The sequence below is a fragment of the Mesorhizobium sp. YL-MeA3-2017 genome (genome assembly GCF_030814575.1).
Lineage (GTDB): Bacteria > Pseudomonadota > Alphaproteobacteria > Rhizobiales > Rhizobiaceae > Mesorhizobium > Mesorhizobium terrae.
The window spans coordinates 267,667-287,678 of the sequence record NZ_JAUSVH010000002.1 but is presented as its reverse complement, the minus strand read 5'-3'; the positions used below and the strand labels follow the sequence as shown (position 1 = coordinate 287,678).

Annotated in this window: 18 protein-coding genes; 13 read left to right on the top strand and 5 right to left on the bottom strand. The window is 61.9% G+C overall.

The window, feature by feature from the left end:
• The 6 genes from thiC to QFZ88_RS27415 all read left to right on the top strand — a co-directional run.
• A partial coding sequence (gene thiC, locus QFZ88_RS27440; protein WP_307420812.1) for a phosphomethylpyrimidine synthase ThiC occupies positions 1 to 1,011 on the top strand: 1,011 nt, incomplete at its 5' end.
• The gene (locus QFZ88_RS27435) at positions 1,008 to 1,979 is read left to right on the top strand and encodes an FAD-dependent oxidoreductase (protein ID WP_065997112.1); all 972 of its coding nucleotides are present in this window, start codon (positions 1,008 to 1,010) and stop codon (positions 1,977 to 1,979) included. The genes thiC and QFZ88_RS27435, both read left to right, overlap by 4 nt.
• A complete protein-coding gene (gene thiS / locus QFZ88_RS27430; protein WP_065997114.1) occupies positions 1,976 to 2,173 on the top strand; it encodes a sulfur carrier protein ThiS in 198 nt (65 codons plus the stop codon). Before QFZ88_RS27435 ends, thiS begins: the two co-directional genes overlap by 4 nt.
• 4 nt (positions 2,174 to 2,177) lie before the next feature.
• Complete coding sequence (locus tag QFZ88_RS27425) at positions 2,178 to 2,951, top strand: thiazole synthase (protein ID WP_065997118.1); 774 nt, start codon at positions 2,178 to 2,180, stop codon at positions 2,949 to 2,951.
• On the top strand, positions 2,948 to 3,553 hold the full coding sequence (locus QFZ88_RS27420; RefSeq protein WP_065997120.1) for a thiamine phosphate synthase: 606 nt from the start codon (positions 2,948 to 2,950) through the stop codon (positions 3,551 to 3,553). Before QFZ88_RS27425 ends, QFZ88_RS27420 begins: the two co-directional genes overlap by 4 nt.
• Positions 3,523 to 4,323: a hydroxymethylpyrimidine/phosphomethylpyrimidine kinase gene (locus QFZ88_RS27415; RefSeq protein WP_065997122.1), complete on the top strand. Its 801-nt coding sequence runs from the start codon at positions 3,523 to 3,525 to the stop codon at positions 4,321 to 4,323. Before QFZ88_RS27420 ends, QFZ88_RS27415 begins: the two co-directional genes overlap by 31 nt.
• Positions 4,324 to 4,578: 255 nt before the next feature.
• Here QFZ88_RS27415 and QFZ88_RS27410 read toward each other — a convergent pair whose 3' ends face one another.
• The 5 genes from QFZ88_RS27410 to QFZ88_RS27390 all read right to left on the bottom strand — a co-directional run bounded on the left by QFZ88_RS27410 (position 4,579) and on the right by QFZ88_RS27390 (position 10,710).
• Positions 4,579 to 5,343, bottom strand: coding sequence for an SDR family NAD(P)-dependent oxidoreductase (locus QFZ88_RS27410; protein ID WP_065997124.1), 765 nt, complete (start codon positions 5,341 to 5,343; stop codon positions 4,579 to 4,581).
• 70 nt (positions 5,344 to 5,413) lie between these two features.
• A complete protein-coding gene (locus QFZ88_RS27405) occupies positions 5,414 to 6,526 on the bottom strand; it encodes an ABC transporter ATP-binding protein (RefSeq protein ID WP_065997126.1) in 1,113 nt (370 codons plus the stop codon).
• A 45-nt stretch (positions 6,527 to 6,571) separates the two neighbouring features.
• On the bottom strand, positions 6,572 to 8,308 hold the full coding sequence (locus tag QFZ88_RS27400; protein ID WP_245317454.1) for an ABC transporter permease subunit: 1,737 nt from the start codon (positions 8,306 to 8,308) through the stop codon (positions 6,572 to 6,574).
• Between the two features lie 44 nt (positions 8,309 to 8,352).
• Positions 8,353 to 9,498: an ABC transporter substrate-binding protein gene (locus tag QFZ88_RS27395; RefSeq protein WP_307420808.1), complete on the bottom strand. Its 1,146-nt coding sequence runs from the start codon at positions 9,496 to 9,498 to the stop codon at positions 8,353 to 8,355.
• Between the two features lie 132 nt (positions 9,499 to 9,630).
• A complete protein-coding gene (locus QFZ88_RS27390) occupies positions 9,631 to 10,710 on the bottom strand; it encodes a LacI family DNA-binding transcriptional regulator (protein ID WP_245317455.1) in 1,080 nt (359 codons plus the stop codon).
• Positions 10,711 to 11,219: 509 nt separating this feature from the next.
• On the opposite strand from QFZ88_RS27390, the gene QFZ88_RS27385 reads away from it, so the two are divergent.
• From QFZ88_RS27385 to QFZ88_RS27355, 7 genes are all read left to right on the top strand, one after another.
• Complete coding sequence (locus QFZ88_RS27385) at positions 11,220 to 12,449, top strand: ABC transporter substrate-binding protein (protein WP_373426419.1); 1,230 nt, start codon at positions 11,220 to 11,222, stop codon at positions 12,447 to 12,449.
• An 84-nt stretch (positions 12,450 to 12,533) separates the two neighbouring features.
• The gene (locus QFZ88_RS27380) at positions 12,534 to 14,615 is read left to right on the top strand and encodes a hydantoinase/oxoprolinase family protein (protein ID WP_065997136.1); all 2,082 of its coding nucleotides are present in this window, start codon (positions 12,534 to 12,536) and stop codon (positions 14,613 to 14,615) included.
• 12 nt (positions 14,616 to 14,627) lie between these two features.
• Positions 14,628 to 16,412, top strand: coding sequence for a hydantoinase B/oxoprolinase family protein (locus tag QFZ88_RS27375; RefSeq protein ID WP_065997137.1), 1,785 nt, complete (start codon positions 14,628 to 14,630; stop codon positions 16,410 to 16,412).
• Entirely contained in the window at positions 16,413 to 17,198 is a 786-nt protein-coding gene (locus QFZ88_RS27370) for an ABC transporter ATP-binding protein (RefSeq protein ID WP_353844572.1), read from the top strand.
• Positions 17,195 to 17,953: an ABC transporter ATP-binding protein gene (locus QFZ88_RS27365; protein WP_245317456.1), complete on the top strand. Its 759-nt coding sequence runs from the start codon at positions 17,195 to 17,197 to the stop codon at positions 17,951 to 17,953. Before QFZ88_RS27370 ends, QFZ88_RS27365 begins: the two co-directional genes overlap by 4 nt.
• Complete coding sequence (locus tag QFZ88_RS27360; protein ID WP_065997138.1) at positions 17,950 to 18,864, top strand: branched-chain amino acid ABC transporter permease; 915 nt, start codon at positions 17,950 to 17,952, stop codon at positions 18,862 to 18,864. The genes QFZ88_RS27365 and QFZ88_RS27360 overlap by 4 nt, the downstream gene beginning before the upstream one ends.
• Positions 18,865 to 18,958: 94 nt before the next feature.
• A complete protein-coding gene (locus QFZ88_RS27355) occupies positions 18,959 to 19,963 on the top strand; it encodes a branched-chain amino acid ABC transporter permease (protein WP_190234590.1) in 1,005 nt (334 codons plus the stop codon).
• Positions 19,964 to 20,012: the final 49 nt, after the last annotated feature.

Genomic DNA, 20,012 nt, shown 5'->3' with positions numbered 1-20,012 from the left:
CAGGCGCTGGAGAAGGTCGGCGGCATCGCCGAGGACCTGACCTGGGAGGTCTATCGCGACACGCTGATCGAGCAGGCCGAGCAGGGCGTCGACTACTTCACCATCCATGCCGGCGTGCGCCTTCACTACATCCCGCTGACCGTCGACCGCGTCACCGGCATTGTCTCCCGCGGCGGCTCGATCATGGCCAAATGGTGCCTGCACCACCACAAGGAGAGCTTTCTCTACGAGCATTTCGACGAGATCTGCGACATCGCCAGAGCCTATGACGTCTCCTTCTCGCTCGGCGACGGCCTTCGTCCGGGCTCGATCGCCGATGCCAACGACGCGGCGCAATTTGCCGAACTGGAAACGCTTGGTGAGTTGACGAAGATCGCCTGGGCCAAGGACTGCCAGGTGATGATCGAGGGCCCCGGCCATGTGCCGATGCATAAGATCAAGGAGAACATGGACAAGCAGCTCGCGGTCTGTGGCGAAGCGCCTTTCTATACGCTCGGGCCGCTGACCACGGACATCGCGCCGGGCTACGATCACATCACAAGCGGCATCGGCGCCGCCATGATCGGCTGGTTCGGCACGGCGATGCTTTGCTATGTCACGCCGAAGGAGCATCTCGGCCTGCCGGATCGCGACGACGTCAAGACCGGCGTCATCACCTACAGGATCGCCGCTCATGCCGCGGACCTCGCCAAGGGGCATCCGGCGGCCAAGGTCAGGGACGACGCGCTGTCGCGGGCCCGCTTCGAGTTCAGGTGGGAGGATCAGTTCAACCTCTCGCTCGATCCTCAGACGGCGCGCGCCTTCCATGACGAAACGCTTCCGAAGGAGGCGCACAAGGTGGCGCATTTCTGCTCCATGTGCGGCCCCAAGTTCTGCTCGATGCGGATCTCGCACGACATCCGCGCTGAAGCGCAGAAGGAAGGGCTCGCGGCCATGGCGGCGAAATATCGGGACGGGGGTGACCTCTACATGCCCGTCGATGGCACTGCAGAGCGCATGGACACGCCATGAAGGTGCTCATTCGCGGCGCGGGCGTTGCCGGGTTGACGCTCGCGCACGAGCTGGCAACGCGCGGCGCCACGGTGACGGTGGTCGAGAAACGCGAGGAGATCGCCGGCAATGCCTCCTGGCAGGCCGGCGGCATGCTCGCGCCCTGGTGCGAGCGGGAGAGCGCCGAAGAGGTGGTTCTCACGCTCGGGCTCGGCGCGGCCGACTGGTGGGATGCGGCATTGCCCGGCCATGTCTCGCGCAACGGTACGCTCGTTCTTGCGCCGGCCCGCGATGTCGGCGAGCTGGACCGGTTCGGCCGCCGCACGTCCGGCTTCAAACAGCTCGACACCAGCGGGATTGCAGCACTCGAGCCAGCGCTTGGGGGCCGGTTCGGGCGCGGGCTGTACTTTGCCCAGGAAGCGCATCTCGACCCGCGCAAGGCATTGCTTGCCCTTCGCGATAAGCTGCTCGATATGGGCGCGCGCCTCGAGTTCGGCGGCTGCGCGGCGTCCGCACCCGCGGATGTCGAAGTGGACTGCACCGGCATGGCCGACAGGCGCGCCGAGCTGCGCGGCGTGCGGGGCGAGATGCTCATCCTGCGAACAGATGAGATCTCGCTGGCCCGCCCGGTGCGCCTGCTTCATCCACGCATCCCGGCCTATGTCGTGCCGCGCGGGGAAAACCTGTTCATGGTCGGCGCGACAATGATCGAATGCGATGCAGCAGGCCCGATCACCGCGCGCTCGACCATGGAACTGCTGGGTGCGGCCTACGCGCTGCATCCGGCCTTCGGCGAAGCCGAACTGGTCGAAACAGGCGTAGGCGTGCGTCCCGCCTTCGCCGACAACCTGACGCGGGTCGAGCGCGACGGGCAGCACCTTAGCATCAACGGCCTTTATCGCCACGGTTTTCTGCTCTCGCCGGCCATGGCCCAACAGGCAGCCGACATGATCCTTACGAAATCCCGCAGCAAAGGAGTTTGCTCTTGAAGCTCATCGTTAACAGCCAGAGCCACGAGGTTGCGGCCGAGACGCTTGCCGCGCTGATGATCGAACTCGATTTTGAAGGTGGCTGGCTCGCCACGGCGCTGAACGGCGAGGTCGTTCCGGCCAGGGAACGCGACCGCTGCAGGCTTACAGAGGGGGATCGCATCGAGATCCTCTCGCCGATGCAGGGAGGTTGATCCGATGCTTGAACTCTACGGACAAAAACTGTCATCCCGCCTTCTGCTTGGCACCGCGCTTTACCCCTCGCCTGCCGTGATGGCCGAAGCCGTGAAGGCATCCGGCACCGAGATCGTCACCGTGTCGCTGCGCCGCGAGAGCGCCGGCGGCAAATCCGGCGGCCAGTTCTGGTCGATGATCCAGTCGCTTGGCGTTCGCGTCCTGCCCAACACCGCCGGCTGTCACTCGGTCAAGGAAGCGGTCACAACGGCGCGAATGGCGCGCGAGGTGTTCGGCACGGACTGGATCAAGCTCGAGGTGATAGGCAACAGCGATACGCTGCAACCAGATGTCTTCGGCTTGGTCGAAGCCGCAAGGACCCTCGCCGCCGAAGGCTTCGCGGTCTTCCCCTACACGACCGATGACCTCATCGTCGCCGAGCGACTGCTCGACGCCGGCTGCAGGCTGTTGATGCCCTGGTGCGCGCCGATCGGCTCCGCACGCGGCCCGCAGAACTCCGATGCGCTGCGAACCCTGCGCGGCCATTTCCCCGACATCCCCCTGATCGTGGACGCCGGCATCGGCAGGCCGTCGCATGCCGCCACCGTGACGGAGTTCGGCTACGATGCGGTGCTCCTCAACACCGCCGTCGCCAAGGCAGGCGATCCCGTCGCCATGGCCGCGGCCTTCGGCAAGGCGGTCGAAGCAGGCCGCGAGGCCTATCGCGCAGGCTTGCTCGAGCCGCGCGACATGGCTGTGCCCTCAACCCCCGTCATCGGAATGGCGGCATTCTCATGAAGCTCGATCCATTCTACCTGATCGTCGATTCCGCCGCCTGGATCGAGCGCCTGGTGCCGCTCGGCGTGAAGCTGGTGCAATTGCGCGTCAAGGACCAGGACGAAGCTTCGTTGCGAGAGCACATTCGTGCTTCGAAGGCGGTGTGCGGTCGGTATGGCTGCCAGCTCATCGTCAACGATTACTGGCGCCTCGCGATCGAGGAGGATTGCGATTTCGTCCATCTCGGTCAGGAAGATCTCGCCGAAGCCGATGTGAAGGCCATCCGCAAGGCCGGCCTGCGGCTCGGCCTGAGCACCCACGACGACGTCGAACTGGAAACCGCGCTTCACGCCGAACCGGACTATGTCGCGCTCGGCCCGATCTACCCGACCGTCCTCAAGCAGATGAAATGGGCCCCGCAGGGACTGGACCGCATCGCCGTCTGGAAGCGACGTCTCGGCGACCTTCCCCTCGTCGCCATTGGCGGGCTTACCGTGGAGCGCATTGCCGGTGTCTTTGCTCAAGGGGCCGACAGCGCCGCGGTCGTGACCGACATCACCCGCAATGCGCACCCCGAGGCACGTGCACTGGAATGGCTGGCGGCAACGGCGCAATGGCGATGAGCCCGCATGTGCTGATCGTCGCCGGCTCGGATTCGAGCGGCGGCGCCGGAATAGCCCGCGATGTGGAGACCGTCTCCGCCTTTGGACTGCGCAGTTGCCTCGCCGTCACGGCCGTTACCGTCCAGACGCACGCGGCCGTCGAGCACATCGAGCATATGCCGCCGCAGCTAATCGCCGCCCAGATGCGTGCTGCCTTTGCCGCGAACATGGTCGCGGCGGTCAAGATCGGCATGCTGGGGACGACGGCTGCGATGGAGGCGGTCGGCTCTGTCCTGACGAGCTACCCCAATGTGCCGGTGGTCCTTGACCCGGTAATGGCCTCCTCCTCGGGGCGAGTGCTGCTGCAGCACGACGCGATAGATGCGTTGATGAGCGACCTGATGCCGGTCTGTAGGCTAGTGACACCTAATCTCATCGAACTCGCCATGCTGACCGGACTGACACCGGCGCTGGATGAAGGCGGCGCCCGCCTTCAAGGGGAGGCGCTGTCGACGATGCTACGGACTGGGGTGTTGGCGAAAGGCGGGCATGCGCGAGAAGGCCTGCCCGCCGTGGATCTGCTTCTGCAACCCGACTGCCCGGTCCTGCGGTTTGAGGCACCCCGTTTGGGCGGAGAGGAAAGGGGGACCGGTTGCATGCTCTCCAGCGCCATATCCGCTTGCCTCGCGTTGAACGCGACGCTTGAAGCAAGTGTAGCTGCAGCCAAACAATACGTCTTCGATACCCTGTCCATGTCAACTCAATGGACGAGGCGTTCCGACTCCGGTTGAGCCCGACAATCTGCGCTCCCTTGCAGGCCTCTCCCATCCGGCGACTTTGCACAAGGCTCACATGCGAGGAGACGTTCTCGGTGGCCCATGTTTATCAGGGCAATTTTACTTGCACGCGTGCCAAACGACAGCTTTTGCCAAGCACCGAAACTATCAATCGCGGCGGGGCGAGTGCGCGCACGAGCAAAGCTGCTGATCAACCGATCTGCCCCGACAATTTCCAAACGCTTTGCCGAAGACGCCTCGTCTGGCGCCCTATATAGCCAATTCGCCTCCGTCGATGCGGAATGTGGATCCTGTCACGAACGCCGCGTCGCTCGAGGCAAGATAGGTGAACAATCCCGCTACTTCGGCAGGGGCACCCATGCGCTGCAGCGGCACCGCGTTCTTGAGGAACTCTGCCCTGACGTCGGTTGCCTTGCGCCCGATCATCGCGCTCATTACCTCAAGATCGTTGGCATTCATCACGGTGTCTATCTGCCCAGGAGCCACGGCGTTGGCGGTTATCCCGTATTCGGCGAGTTCAACGCTCAACGCTCGCATCAATGCCATGACGGCACCCTTGCTGGCGGCGTAGGCCGTCGATGGGGCATGCGCCTCGCCACGAAGGCCGGCGATCGAGGCGGTAGCAAGAAGCCGCCCCCCCTTGCCCGCTTCAATCATTGCGCGGGCCGCAGCCTGCAGTGTCATCATCACACCGACCAGATTAACGTCGATGACGCGCGTCCAGGAAGCGCGGGTCCCATCGACAAAACGCTCAATCTGCCCAACACCCGCATTGGCCACGCAAATATCGACGCCGCCGAAGTCCTTGGCCAGTTCGACGGCCTTGGCCAGGTCGTGCTCGTTGGTGACATCGCCCTTCACCCATTTCAGGCGTGGATCCTGAAGCGTTTGATCGATTATGCGATCAAGCGCCACGACCTTTGCGCCCTCGCGCAAGAAGCGCTCCACCGTCGCGCGACCAATCCCGTTGCCGGCACCGGTTATGATTGCGACCTTGTCACTGAGAATTCCCATGTCTTCCTCTTGGCATTGTGCCGAGCAGCTGCGGCAGGTGGTTGTCTTGCGGTGCGGCGTAGAAAGGGTGCTAGTTGCTTGACGGTTCCTGATCGTCATCCTCGACGAAGATGACATCCTCGGGGAGCCAGCTCATGAAGATGCGAGCACCCGCCGGCGGCGGTGCAAACGCATGAGGTCCGGCCGAGACCTGGATATTGAGGCCGTGATCGGTGAGCACATGGATGTCAAATTGCGAACCCGTGAAGACACAACGCTGTATGACGCCTGCCAGTTGATTTGCTGCGGCTGGAGCTTCCTGTTCGGAGATGGTTGCCCGTGCACGCGGCAGTACCGCAGCCATGCGGGGACTGCCGGCAAGCCAGGACGGCGCCGGTCCTTCGAGCGTGAGGTGAGGCGCTTCCAGGCGAAGCCGGTTGCCTGAGCGCTTCACCTGGCCTTCAACAACGGTGCCAACGTTGATGAACCTGGCAACATGCGTCGTGCGCGGACTGCGATAGAGGTCTTGCGGGGTGTCGATCTGCACGATGCGCCCGCGATCCATGATCGCGATGCGATCGGCGATGGCGCAGGCCTCCTCCTGGTCGTGGGTGACGTGGATGAATGTCGTTGCGGTTTCCTGCTTGAGGGCAACCAACTCGTCCTGCATCTGCCTGCGCAATTTCAGATCGAGCGCGCCGAGGGGCTCATCAAGCAAAAGCACGGACGGACGCGTTGCCAGTGCGCGCGCCAGCGCCGCGCGCTGCTGCTGGCCGCCTGACAATTCGGCGATCCTGCGTTTCTCCATTCCGGGGAGGCCAACCAGGTTCAGCACCTCTCGGGCACGCTGCTCGCGTTCTTTTCGACCGCGTCCGGCCATTTTGAGACCGAACTCGACATTCGTGCCGAGGCGCATGTGTGGAAACAGCGCGTAGCTTTGGAAAACCGTGTTGGTCGGGCGCTCATAGGGCGCCCTTCTGGTGACGTCCTGGCCGTCGATGGTGATCGAACCGCGGTCGGGCTCGACAAAGCCGCCGATGATGCGCAGGATCGTTGTCTTGCCGCAGCCGCTCGGGCCGAGCAACGCGAAGAGCTCTCCCCGCTCGACTTCGAACGAAACACCCCTCCCCTCATCGCCCAACGCAGGTCCTAGCTGCCCTGGATATCGCTTGGCCAGATCGGTGCACTGCAAGGCGGATGACATCACAAGGCTTCCTCTTTGCTTGAAGCAGGCTCAGGCAGCCGCATCTCAAGCGGCGTGATCGAGAGAGAACGGGCCGGCGGCACTGCTTTTGTCTTTGCGCTGCCCGATGTTGGATACGAATGCACCAACGACGAGCAGGATGAAGGAGACCGTGAGCAGCATGACGGCAACGGCGACGATCGCCGGTGTCACGCTGAACCGCAGTTGCCCGAAGATGTAGAGAGGCAACGTGCTGTCGGAGCCGGTCACGAGGGCCGTCAGGATGAATTCGTCGATCGATAGCGCAAAGGTGATGAGGGCGGCAGCCACAATACCTGGCAGCGCTTGCGGCACCGACACCAACAGGAACGCTTTTGTGGGCGTCGCGCCCAGATCCATGGCTGCGAGTTCAAAGTTGGGATCCAGTCCTTCGAGCCGGATCAGGACGAGAAGCGTGACAATGGGCAGACTGAGCACGGTGTGGCCAGCGACGATGGTCCACAGCCCGCGTTCGACCCCAAGCGCGTTTAGTCCGATGATAATGGCAAGACCCAGCAGCATTGGCGGAAGGAAGATCGGCAGGGAAACGATCGCCATGCTGATCTGGCGCCAACGGCCAGGGCTACGCGCAAGCTGGACAGCGGCCACAGTTCCAAGGACCAGGCTGATCCCGACGGCGGTTGTCGCGACGATCAGGCTGTTCTTCATGCTCTCGATCATCAGCGGATCCTGGAAGACGGCGACGAACCATTGGGTGGTGAACCCCAGGAAAGGAAAGCCGATGCTCGGGTTGGCGTTGAAAGCAAAGATGAACAGCAGCACGATCGGCGCGTAGAGAAAGCCAAGGAACAGGAGCGAATAGGCCCGCAGAAATGGCGCGCGTGCCGGCGTGAAAGCCCGAGAAAACGTCCCGACCTGGGCTGCCCCGCCTGTTGCCCAACGCAGCAACAAAAGCAGGCCGAAGACTACGGTCATCAGGATCAAGGCAAGTGCGGATCCAAGACCCCACTGGACCGATGAGCCAAACTGCAGTTGGATGATGTTGGAATAGAGGTAGCCGTCGGTGCCACCGATCAACTGCGGCGTCACATAGTCGCCCAGGATTATAATGGCGCCGAACACGAAGCCACCCAAAATACCAGTCCGTGCGATTGGCAGCGTCACGTGCAGGAGCCCTTGCCAAGGCCTGGCGCCGAGATCGGCCGCCGCTTCCAGAACGGTGGGGTTGGATCGTTCGAGCGCGATGAATGTGGTCAGGAATGCCAGCGGAAAAAGCAGGTAGACGAACGTGATGACGATCCCGGCCTTGTTCAGCCCAAAGATCCACAGTGGCTGGTCAATCAGACCGATTTGCATAAGCCCCTGGTTGATCAGACCGGTGTCGCCAAGCAGGTTCATCCAGGCGAAGACGCGGATCAGATAGCTGGTGAAGAACTGCAAGACTGCGAACAAGACCCAAATCAGTCGCTGGTGCGGGGGGACCTTGGTTGCGACGAAATAGGCAAAGGGAAACGTGACGCAGACCGTCACCGCCGATGCTAGCCCGGCAAACAACAGGCTAAGCAGGAGCACGCGCCAATAAACTGCGGCTGCGAAGAACCGGGCGTAGTTGCTCAGCGTCCATTGCGGTACGATTTGCTGATCAACTGTCGGCCAAAGGGAATAAACCGCCAGCACCGCCATCGGCAAAAAGACGCCGATGACGATCACCGCGACCGCTGGGAGGCTCAGCAGCGGACTTTCCAGTCCGCGTCGCATCCACTTGCGCCGGCGAGGCGCCGGGGGGACCTTGGCTGACTTCATTGGCACAAGATCCGCCGGGATATCGTGAGGCACCGAGAACACACTCAGCCTCCGACAACCTCGACATAGGCCTGCGTCCATTCGGACGGATTGGCCGGCGGTCCCTGAAACAGCAATTTCTGCACAGCATCGGGCTTGTCCGCGCCACGATCGAGTAGTTGCTGCGCGCCATCGCCGCCCTGGGCCAGAGTCCGCTCGGTCGCGGTCTTGCTGCACTGCGGGAATCCGTAGGTTGCGTAGAGGTATGTCTGAATCTCCGGGCTGTTCCAGACTTCAATGAATTTGAGCGCGCCCTTTCGATTCTTGGCGCCCTTGACCACCATGGGGCCGTCAATCCAGCCAAGACTGCCTTCTTCGGGGATGACGGCCTTGACCACTTCCTTGCCTGCAGCACGGTTGAGACGGGCTGCCAATGCAAGGCTGGATGTCTCGCCGATGAAGGCCTTGCCGGTGCGCAGGGCATCCATCAGGACCTCATCGCTAGGCGCGATCTGGAACGGCTTCAGCTTTGCCAGATGCTGGGCGGCCGCCTGAAGCTTGTCGCCTGTCATCGCGTAGATCTCGTTTCGCGGCACACCCAGGCTCAGTCCGCTGATCGCCAAGAAATCTTCCGGCCCATCGCGCATGATCACCTTGCCTCGTGGAAGCTTGGCGTCCCAAAGGGCATTCCAGGAAAATGGCTCGGAGGGCTTGAATTGCTCCAGGTTCCAGATGAGGCCTTCGGTGTCCCACATGTTGGGGAACAACATCAGCCTGTTGGGTTCGACCACGTAGGGAAACGACGTATCCTCGCGGAAGACGGGCCAAAGCTGGTCCCAGCCCGGGATCTCCTTGATATCGAGAGCCTCGATGAGCCCAGCCTTGTAATAGGTTGGCGAGAAGCCGCAATTGGCGAAGACAATATCGTAGGATCCCGCGCCGCCTGCCTTGACCTTAGTGAACATGTCCTGATCGGTCGCGGCCGGGACGCCGCGTACGTTGACGCCGGCCTTCTTCATGATGGCCACGATTTCCGGCGTGATGTAACTCGTCCAGCCAAGGACGACCACGTCCTCTTCGGCGGCGCGCACGGGAGAAGACGCCAGAGCAGTCATTCCCAGCGCGACGCTGGCCGTGCCGGCCAGAAAGCCACGGCGCGTCATTTCCGGCTGCGAGAAATTGATCGACCCATTGTAGGACTGCGGTTTCATGGCTTTCCCCTTGGCGTTGTTGCTTATTGTTCCGCTGTCGTTCCCCGCTGTGCTCAGCAGCTTCGTGGAACGTTCCACGACTATCCCGCTCCCTTTGGTAAGGTGTCAAGAGCGATTTTGCAAAAATGTTATCTAACGTTTGGTAGGCGCTTGCGCGGTTGACCGGCGCACAACAAGGCGAGGTGGCAAGAAGATGCTTGCCGGCGGCTTTCCGCCGGCTACGGCGGAAGGCCCATCGATGGCGGCGTCGACCACCAGCCTTGCCAGATCCTTCATCGGTTGCGCGATAGTCGTCAGCGCTATGCGGCTGTGGCTGGCGATGGTTATGTCATCGAAACCGACAAGCGACAGGCTCTCCGGTATCCGGATCCCGAGCGCGTCGGCGGCAGAGATGATCTCGAGCGCGACGCGGTCGAGCGCGGCGACCAGCGCGGTTGGACGGTTTCTTCTTCCCAAGAACTGCTTGAGGATTTCCTGGTAGTTGGGACTGGGCTCGCTGTTGCGAGCACCGACCTCGCGCAACAGATGCGCCTCCTCCACGCCAAGTCCGGCCACCCGCATGCCATGCTGGTACCCCTTGAACCGCGCCGCTTCCACGTTTGGGTCGTTTCCCAGCATGGCGCTCACGAACCCGATCTTCTTGTGACCCAGCGCCGCCAGATGCTCAACCGCCAGGCTGGTGCCGGCACTATCATCCACGGCGATGGACAGTTCCTTGGCCATCCGTATGCCGACGAACACCTTGCGAATCTCAGGGCCGACGAGCTCAAGCGCCTTTTTCCCAGGTGCGGACAAAAACATCATCGCAGCCACCCGATGCTCGACGAGGCTTCTCACCCGGCTGCTCTGGTGCTCCAATTGGCTGCCCGTGACCACCAGCAAAATGCTATGCATCCGCTTGGCGGCGTATGCTTCGATATATGTGGCAAGTTCGGCGTGGAAAGGGTTGGTCAGATCGTCCACCACCACGCCGAGCACCTTCGATCGCTGGCGCATGTATCTGGCGCCGGCGTTAGGCCTGTAGCCCAGTTCGTCGATCGCATCGAGGACGCGCTTGCGGATGGTTTCGTCAACGGTTCTTTTGCCCTGCAGCACGTTCGATACCGAGGACTTTGAAACTCCGGCGTAGGAAGCGACATCGATAATCGTGGGTGGCCTGCGCATTTTTTTGAAACAACCTTCTTCAGTATTGGCGCGATCCAGAGACCGCACGCGCCAGATTCCGATGTCACGATATCGGCAATCCAGACGATGTCGGCAAGCGCCCAACTCACGCCTCAGGCAAGGCTCGGGATTTCAGGGCCGCCACCTTTGCGCTGCCTGCAGCCGGTCGGCCGTACACCCCGTTCTGATAAATTTGCCTGATCTGGCCATATCACCGATGAGAATTTGACACCGCATGTTCACGGCCCGACGCTGGGGCGTCAAGGCGCGTGCAGATCGGATCAACGTCTTCATGCCTGATGGGAACTGGCTGACAGCGCTCGCCGGCCTCGGCTGCACCGGCAAGGAGTGCGATGCAGCGCTATCGCGACCGGCAGGAGGTTTGCCGGTGTCGCGCATGCTCGTTCTTGAGACCCATTGCTCCAGTTCCTGCATCGCGGTCCGCCAGCAAGCCTAGCTCCGACGGCCCTCCAGGTGTCCTGCCGCATGCAGTTGGGCGCTTGACAAGAATCTAACATTTGATCTTATATTAATGAGCGTTAATTAGGGGAACCGACATGACGGCGCATAGCCATAGCAGCCAAGTAACCAGGTTCGGTCGTGCCCTCATCCATCGGGCAGCACTGGCGACAGCAATGCTGTCGGCTACGTCCGCGATGTCTTGGGCCGATCCGGTCACGATCGGCTTCGCCACCGCTCAGTCAGGATGGATGCTTGCCTATGATGGCGATGCCAGGAACATGGCACAGTTGTGGGTAGAGGATCGCAACAAGGCCGGCGGCTTGCTCGGCCAGCCGATCAAAACGGTGTTGGCCGATACCAAATCGGATCGCGTCGAGGGCGCGCGCGCGGGCCAGTCGGTCGTCGATCAGGGCGCGAATATCGTCATCGTGTCGTGTGACTATGACCAGGGCTCGCCCGCGGCGGGCGCGGCCCAAAGGGCAAACCTGATTTCGGTCTTCCTTTGCGCGGAGGATCCCAAGGCCGGTGTGCAGGGCGTGGGCCCGAATTCATTCACCACTTCGGCGGCAGCCCATGTGCAAGGCGCGGTCGCGCTGCACTGGGCGGCTGAGAATCTCGGCGTCAAGCACCCCTACGTCCTGCTCGATACCGTGGCCGAGTACGACAAGTCGCTGTGCGCCGGCTTCCGCTGGGCGGCATCCCAGACCGACGGTGTCAAGATTGTCGGCGAAGATACCTTCAAGAACGACGACCCTTCAATTCAGTCGCAGATCACCCGCATCACTGCTTCGACCGACCAGCCTGACGCCATCATGCTGTGCAGCTTCACGCCAGGCGGCGCGAGCGCGATCCGGCAGATCCGGGCGGCGGGCATAAAGGCACCCATCCTGTCCGGCAGCGCCATGGACGGGACTTACTGGACTGATGCCGTTCCGGGTTTGAGCGACTTCTACGTCCCGGTCGCTGCTTCGGTGCATGGCGATGATCCCCGCCCCGAGGTTCAGGCCCTCAACGAGCGTTACAAGGCCCGCTACGGCACGCTCCCCGCGACGACCTATGCCTACCCGATCTACGCTTTCCTGGACCTTTGGGCGCGCGCGGTCGAAAAGGCCGGAACGGCTGACTCCGCCAAGGTCACCGACATCCTGAACACAATGCATGACGAACAGACCTTCATCGGGCCGCGCAGCTTCACGCCGGACCTGCACATCCAGCAGAACGCCAAGATGCAGATCCTTCAGTACAAGGACGGCAAGGTCAAAGTCATAAGCGACTACGCGCTTCCCCAGCCGGTGCCGCTCGACGTGCTTTTCGGCCAGAACTGACCTCCCTTTCTGGTCGGCGGGCCCCGGCAAGGCGGACGTCGGGGCCCGAACGATTTTTGATGGGTACGCGCGAGCAAGAGACACATGGCATACGTTATTTCGCTTGATACCGGCGGAACATTCACCGACGTGGTGGTTGTCGGCCCAGACGGCGCGCCTGTGATCGGCAAGGCGCTGACTACCCACGACCGGATCTTTTCCGGCATGCGGGAGGCGATTGCCGCCGCAGCCGCTGAGAAATCTCTTTCATTGGAGCAGTTGCTCGCCGAAACGACCCTGCTGGTCTACGGGACGACACGCGCCACCAATGCAATCGTGACGAAACGCGCTGCAAAAACTGCATTCGTCACAACCGCCGGCTTCCCGGACATCCTGGTTTTGAAGGAAGCCGGCAAATTTGACCCGCACGATTTCCGTACGCCTTATCCCGACCCCTACATCGCGCGCCGCCACACTTTCGAGGTGCGCGAGCGAATGAGCTCGGAAGCAACGGTCACCATACCCTTCGACGAAAGCCAGGCCCGGGCGGTAGTCGCCGAAATCGTGGCAAGGAAATTCGAGGCCGTGGCGGTCTGCTTCCTATGGTCGGTTGCAAATGGCGAGCATGAGCGGCGCTTCGGGCAGCTCCTGGACGAGCTTGCCCCCGGCCTGCCCTATACGTTGTCGCATGAGCTGATCCCCATCGTGCGGGAATACCGTCGCGCCTCGGCGACCGCGATAGATGCTTCGCTGAAGCCGTTGATGCAAAGCCACCTGCGGGGACTTGAGTCCGATCTTCGCAATGCCGGCTACAAAGGCGAAATCCTCGTTTCCACGACATCCGGTGGGTGCACGAACATTGACGCGATGGTCGCCAAGCCCATCTACACGATCGGCTCGGGTCCGGCGATGGCGCCGATTTCCGCCAGGGCATACGCGGCACAGGAACGGTTCGGAGACAATGTCATCGTGTGCGACACCGGTGGCACGACCTTCGACGTCGGCTTGGTGCGTGACGGAAGGCTGACGTTTACCCGCGAGACATGGCTTGGCCCGCAATACACCGGCGATCTGATGGGCATTTCGGCCGTCGACATGCGATCGGTCGGCGCCGGCGGTGGTTCGATCGCCTGGATCGACGAAGGCGGACTGATGCATGTGGGTCCGCAGTCGGCAGGATCAGAGCCCGGCCCGGCCTGCTATGGCCGCGGCGGCCTGTTGCCGACTGTCTCGGACGCTGCCGCGGTCCTGGGCTATTTCGATCCGAGCTACTTTCTTGGTGGGCGCATGAAGCTTGATGTCGCTGCGGCACGTCGCGCCCTCGAGACGATCTCGTCGCGCATCGGATTGAGCGTCGAGGAATGTTCCTTCCGTATCCTGACGCTTGCCAGCGAGCTGATGATCCGCGCCATCGGGGACATCACGATCAACGAGGGCCTCGATCCGCGTGAAAGCGCGATCGTGGCCGGCGGTGGCGCGGCGGGCATGAACATCATGCTGATTGCAAAAGAGCTTGGCTGCAAGAGAGTGATCCTGCCCAAGACCGCTTCGGCGCTCTCTGCTGCCGGTATGCAGTATGCCAACATCGTGGCCGAAGAGACCGCAAGCCTGGTCACCTCGACGGAAAATTTCGACCTGCCCGGTGTCGCTCGCGTCCTCGATTCCCTGACCACGAAATTGCTCCTGTTTGCGCAAGGCCTGGCGCAGAACAGGCCCCATCACGCGATCGAGTATATCGCGGAAGCCCGTTACGCTGGCCAGGTATGGGAGCTCGATACGCCGATCCCGTCGGGCCATCTCAAGGACCTGGCAGCCGTTATTGAACTGCAGGAGGAGTTTCACAGGACCCATGAACGCGTCTTCGCCGTCCGCGACGAGGGCAGCGCTGTCGAGTTCATTAACTGGAAAGCGCGGCTGAGCATTCCGCTGGCCGATCCTCCCTCGCCGATTGCCGATGTCGACATCGTCGATGCAGAGACGGCCAGCAAGGAGCCCGTTCCGAGACGGGACTGCTATTTCGGTGATGCGGCGTCGGTGGCCACTCCCATCTACAAGGCACGTAGCATCATGCCCGGCATGCGCATAGCCGGCCCGGCGATCGTTGAAGAGCCGACCACGACTCTGGTGGTGTATCCAGGCATGTCGGTGACGCTCAGCGCCGCTGGCAACTACCTGCTTGAGATTTGAGGGGCGGCTGAGATGGCAAGCACAGAAAAGACTTCATTCGATCCGTTCCTCACGGCGATCATTGCCAACCGGATGGACGCCATCATCCGCGAGATGACCAACACCATGCTGCGTGCGGCGCGTTCGGCCGTTATCAACAGCGCTCGCGATTTCAGCTGCTCCATCGTCACTGCCGACAACCAGTTGCTGGCGTCAGCAGAGGGGCTGCCGATCCACATTTTTGGCAGCGACCTTCTCACCTCGGCAATGCAGCAATTCCATCCAGGCGATATCCGGGAAGGCGACTGCTATCTGCACAATGACCCCTATAGCGGAAACAGTCACGCTGCCGACCACGCCTTCCTGGTGCCAGTGTTCGTCGAAGGCGAGCACATGTTCACGGCGGTCGCCAAGGCGCACCAGGCCGATATCGGCAATGCCTTGCCGACCACCTACATGGCCGGTGCCCAAGACCAGTATGCCGAGGGGGCCTTGATCTTTCCCGCGGTCCGCATTCAGCGCGACTATAAGACCAACGACGATATCGTGCGCATGTGCCGGGCCCGCATTAGGGTTCCCAACCAGTGGCATGGCGACTTTATCGCCGGCATCGGCTCTGCCCGCATCGCCGAACGCCGCCTGAAGGAACTGTGCACGAAATATGGCAAGGAGACGATCCGCGCCTTCATCGCCAACTGGCTCGACTATTCCGAAGAGTTGATGGTCAAGGCACTACGGTCGATGCCCGCGACGCGGCTTTCCAGCTCGGGCAGGCTCGACCCACTCTTGGAACTGTTGCCCAAAGGAGTGCCCCTAAACGTCTCGCTTGAGATCGATCCAGCCAACGCGATTGTGGATATCGACCTGCGAGACAACATCGATTCCGTTCCGGTCGGTCTCAATCTCAGCCTTGCCAGCGCCTCGGCTGCGGCCGTGGCAGGGGTGTTCAACTCGCTCAGCTTCTCGGTGCCCCGCAACGCCGGTTCATTTCGCCGCATCAAGTTGCAGTTTCGCGAAGGCTCCGTGATCGGAAAGCCGAAATTCCCGCACAGTTGCTCGGTTTCGACCACCAATCTTGCCGACAGGCTCATCAACACGGTGCAGGCCGCCTTTGCCGAGGTCAGTCCACAATGGGGGCTGGCGGAAGGCGGGGTCGGGGTCGGGCTAGGCTATGCCGTGGTTTCCGGAAACGACCACCGCTTCGGTGGCGAGCCCTATGTCAACCAGTTGGTTCTTGGTTCCGCGGGAGGGCCTGGCAGCCCGGTCGCGGACGGCTGGCCGACCTACGGCATCCCTGTCGTGGCAGGACTGATGTATCGAGACTCCGTTGAGATTGACGAACTCAAGCACCCGCTCCAGGTTCTATGCATTCGGCTGCGGACAGGGACGGCCGGTGCTGGCCAGTTCCGGGGCGGGGCGGCGCTGGAGATGGCCGTGACGCCGAAGGAACTCCCCATCCAGTTCATTTGGGCCTGCGATGGAGGGGAGACACCGCCAAAAGGTGTCCGCGGCGGCCAGGACGCCACGCGTGCGGCGCATTGGATCATTCGCGCGGATGGAACTGAGGAGTTGCTTCCAAGCCTCGTCATCATCAGCCTTCAAAAGGGCGAGATACTGAAGGGCTGCCATACGTCCGGTGGAGGCTATGGCAGGCCCCATGATCGTGACCCGGCACTGGTGCTCAAGGACGTCGTTGAACGCTACGAAACCCTCGAACGTGCGAAAGCCATCTACGGAGTGGCCTTGACCGGATCGATGTCGGACGAAACGCTGAGCGTCGATGTCGAGGCGACGGCAGCGCTCAGGAGGGCCTGTTGAGTGCATCTGGCGCGTTTTCGCAACAGCCTCTTCCATCCGGAGGCCGCTGTGAGCGTCTCTGACGGGATCAGACTTGCGACCGAAGCGGTGTCGGTGAGCTTTGAGGGGCTTCGGGCCCTTTCAGACGTGACGCTTTCGATCGGCAAGGGGGAAATCATCGGCCTGATCGGCCCCAACGGCGCCGGCAAGACGACACTGGTCAATTGCCTCACCGGTTTCCAGAAGCCTTCGGCAGGCCGCGTTACGCTCGGCATTCGCGACACCGCCCAGTGGAAGACAGCAAAGTTTCGCCAAGCCGGTATCGCGCGAACCTTCCAGGGCGGAAGGCTCTTCCGTGACATGACCGTGCAGCAGAACGTCGAGGTCACTGCGGTTGCCCTGGGCCTTTCACGCCGCGCCGCGGCCCACGAGGCCGCGTTGCTTCTGGACTGGATGGGCATCGGGCATTTGCGTGGTCAACTTGCAAGCACCCTTCCCTACACGGACGAGCGCAGGGTCGCCATTGCTCGCGGGCTCGTTCGTTCACCCGATTTCCTGCTGCTGGACGAACCGGCTGCGGGCATGTCGGATCACGAGTGCGAGGAGCTGATGTCGCTTGTGCGTTCTATTCCCAAGGATCATGGGTGCGGGGTTTTGTTGATCGAGCACAACGTCGCCGTGGTGCTGGGTCTGTGCGCTCGCATCCATGTCCTGGATGGAGGTCGCACGCTCGCCGAAGGCACGCCGGCGGATGTTCGCAGCAACAAGTCCGTGATCAGCGCCTATCTCGGCGCGGAGGCGGAATGATGGGCCAGGACCATATCCTGAGTGTCACGGATCTGCGCATTCAATATGGGCGTGTTCAGGTCTTACATGGCGTGTCCTTTGATGTGCCTGCCGGTGCGCTCCTCGCAATCGTGGGGCCAAACGGCGCTGGTAAGTCCTCCACGCTTTCGGCCATCGCAGGAGGAGTGGCCGGCGCCGGCGATGTCCGTTTCGACGGTCGATCAATCCTGGGCCTCAAACCTGAAGCGATCGCGCGCTCGGGGCTGAGCTTCGTGCCCGAAGGCCGTCATGTCTTTGGCAGCCTGAGTGTGGAGGAGAACCTGCGGATCGGCACATTCATGCGTGGCGACCGCCAGCGGTTGGAACAGGATCTCCAGCTTGTCTTGACCTATTTTCCGAAGCTGAAGGAGCGCATCCGCCAGGCAGGCGGAAAACTGTCCGGGGGCGAGCAGCAGATGCTGGTGATCGGGCGCGCGCTCATGACCCGACCCAAACTCATGCTCATTGACGAACCGAGCCTGGGCCTAGCCCCCCGTATTGTTGAGGAGGTCTACGCCATCTTGCAGAGATTGCGGTCCCAGGAAGGCGTCAGCATTCTTGTCAACGAGCAGAGCTCGCGCCGGGTGATGAGCTTCGCCGACGAAATCATCGTTCTGCGCGATGGTAGGGTGCAGTTGAAGGGCCAACCTTCCGACCTGGCGAAGAGCCATGCCTTGCATGACGCCTATTTCGGCACGGGAACGTTTGATCGCGATTCCGGGGAGGCAATTCCCTGACCTACTTTACCCAGACACTCATCGACGCGCTCAGCCTTGGAAGCCTCTACGCGCTTGCGGCCCTGGGGATCGGCCTGCTGTTCGGCATTATGCGGCTGATCAACTTTGCCCATGGCGAGTTCGTCACCATGTCGGCTTACGCGCTCATTGTCCCTTCGGCTGATGTTACCGCGAAGCTGTTCATCGGTGCCTGGAACTGGCCTGTGTTGATCTTGGCGATCCTGTCATTCGGAATTGCGATAGCACTCATTTCAAACTTGCTGGTCTTTCGACGTCTGCGCAATGCCGCGCCGCAGAACCTGATGGTGGTGTCCTTCGCGCTCGGCTACATCATCCAAAATATGCTGATGATGATCTACGGCGCGCGCCCAAAGGCCATTGGCCTGTGGTCGTCCCTGACGCAAGCTACCGAGATTGGCGGGATCCGCATCCCCCTCCTTCAGCCGGTGACGATTGGGGTGACCTTGCTGCTCCTGCTTGCGATCCTCCTTTTCATGCGCAGGACGTCCTACGGCATCCAGATGCGAGCCGCTGCCGAAGATTTCCGCATGGCCCGCTATCTGGGGGTACGCGCGGATTTCGTCATTGGGCTGTCCTTCGCGTTGAGCGGGCTTCTGGCGGGCGTCGTCGGCTTGCTCTACGTCGTGCAGACGGGTCTGTTGGCGCCCACCATGGGCGTCAACATCGTGACCTTCGCTTTTATCGCGACGGTGATAGGCGGCATGGGCAGCCTGCCTGGGGCAGTGCTGGGCGGGCTGCTTGTCGGGATCGCCACTTCACTGCTGCAGGCCTACCTGCCGGACAGCATCCGCACCTTCCGCGACGCCTTCGTCTTTCTGTTCGTGATCGTGCTGCTGCTGGTTCGCCCCTCCGGGATCATCCGCCTGAAGCAGTTTGAAGAAAGGGTCTGAGATGCAAGCTCGAGGCCAGCTCCCGGCGTTGATCGGGTCCAACGAACCGCGGGCCATCTGGGTTCAACTGCAGACGCCGGCGGTGCTTGTGATAATGCTGGGACTGATCGCGTTGGTGAGCAGCCACTTTGGCGGTTTATCGCAAACGCTGACCGAGATGATGGTCCGCGTGGTCCTCGTTGTCGGCCTTTACGTCTTCGTCGGCAATTCGGGCATCTTGTCGTTCGGTCATATCAGCTTCATGTCGATCGGCGCTTATGCCTTCGTGTGGTTGAGCTGCTGCACCTTGCCCATGCTGAAGCCCATGAACCTGCGCGGCCTGCCGGCATTCCTGCAGCACATCGCGTTGCCATCGCCAGTCGGCCTGCTCGGTGCGGCAGCGCTCGCCGGCGCGGTGGCAATCGTGGTTGGGGCCATCTTGATGAGGTTGTCGGGAACGGCAGCCTCCATTGCGACCTTCGCCTTCCTGGCTGGACAATACGCCTTCTACATGAACTGGAATGGCGTGACAGGCGGTACCGCGCTGCTGTCGAACTTGCCGGTTTTTGTCGGGCCCGCTGTCGGTACCGGCCTGGCGGCGTTGACCATCCTGGTTGCTTGGCTTCATCAGGAGTCGCGATACGGCTTCATGCTTCGAGCGGCGCGAGATGACCAAACGGCTGCGAAAGGATCCGGCGTCAACGTCTGGTTTGTTCGTACGGTGGCATTCGGCCTCAGCGGCCTGATCGTCGGGGTCGGCGGAGCGATGCATGCCGGCTTCCTGGGCATCGTAACGGTCGATGCGTTCTACCTGCCACTTACCTTCCTCACCTTGGCGATGTTGATAGTGGGCGGGTCAGGGAGTCTGTCGGGGGCGGTGATAGGCGTTGTGGCCCTCACCGCGGTGACCGAAATATTGAGGCGTTTCGAGGCCGGAGTTCCTGTCGGGAATATGGTATTGAGCCTGCCGGCCGGCCTTCAGGAAGTGGGGCTCGGCTTGATTATAATTCTTGTCATGATGTTTCGGCCGGCTGGGATCATGGGCGGGCGCGAACTCACCTTCGGCTCACTGTGGCCCGGACGCAGACTATCGCAGGGCGTTGGCTATCGGCGATCTTGAGGCGACCCTTGGCAGGGTCTCAGACGCCGGGGACGAGGCATAGGCGCGA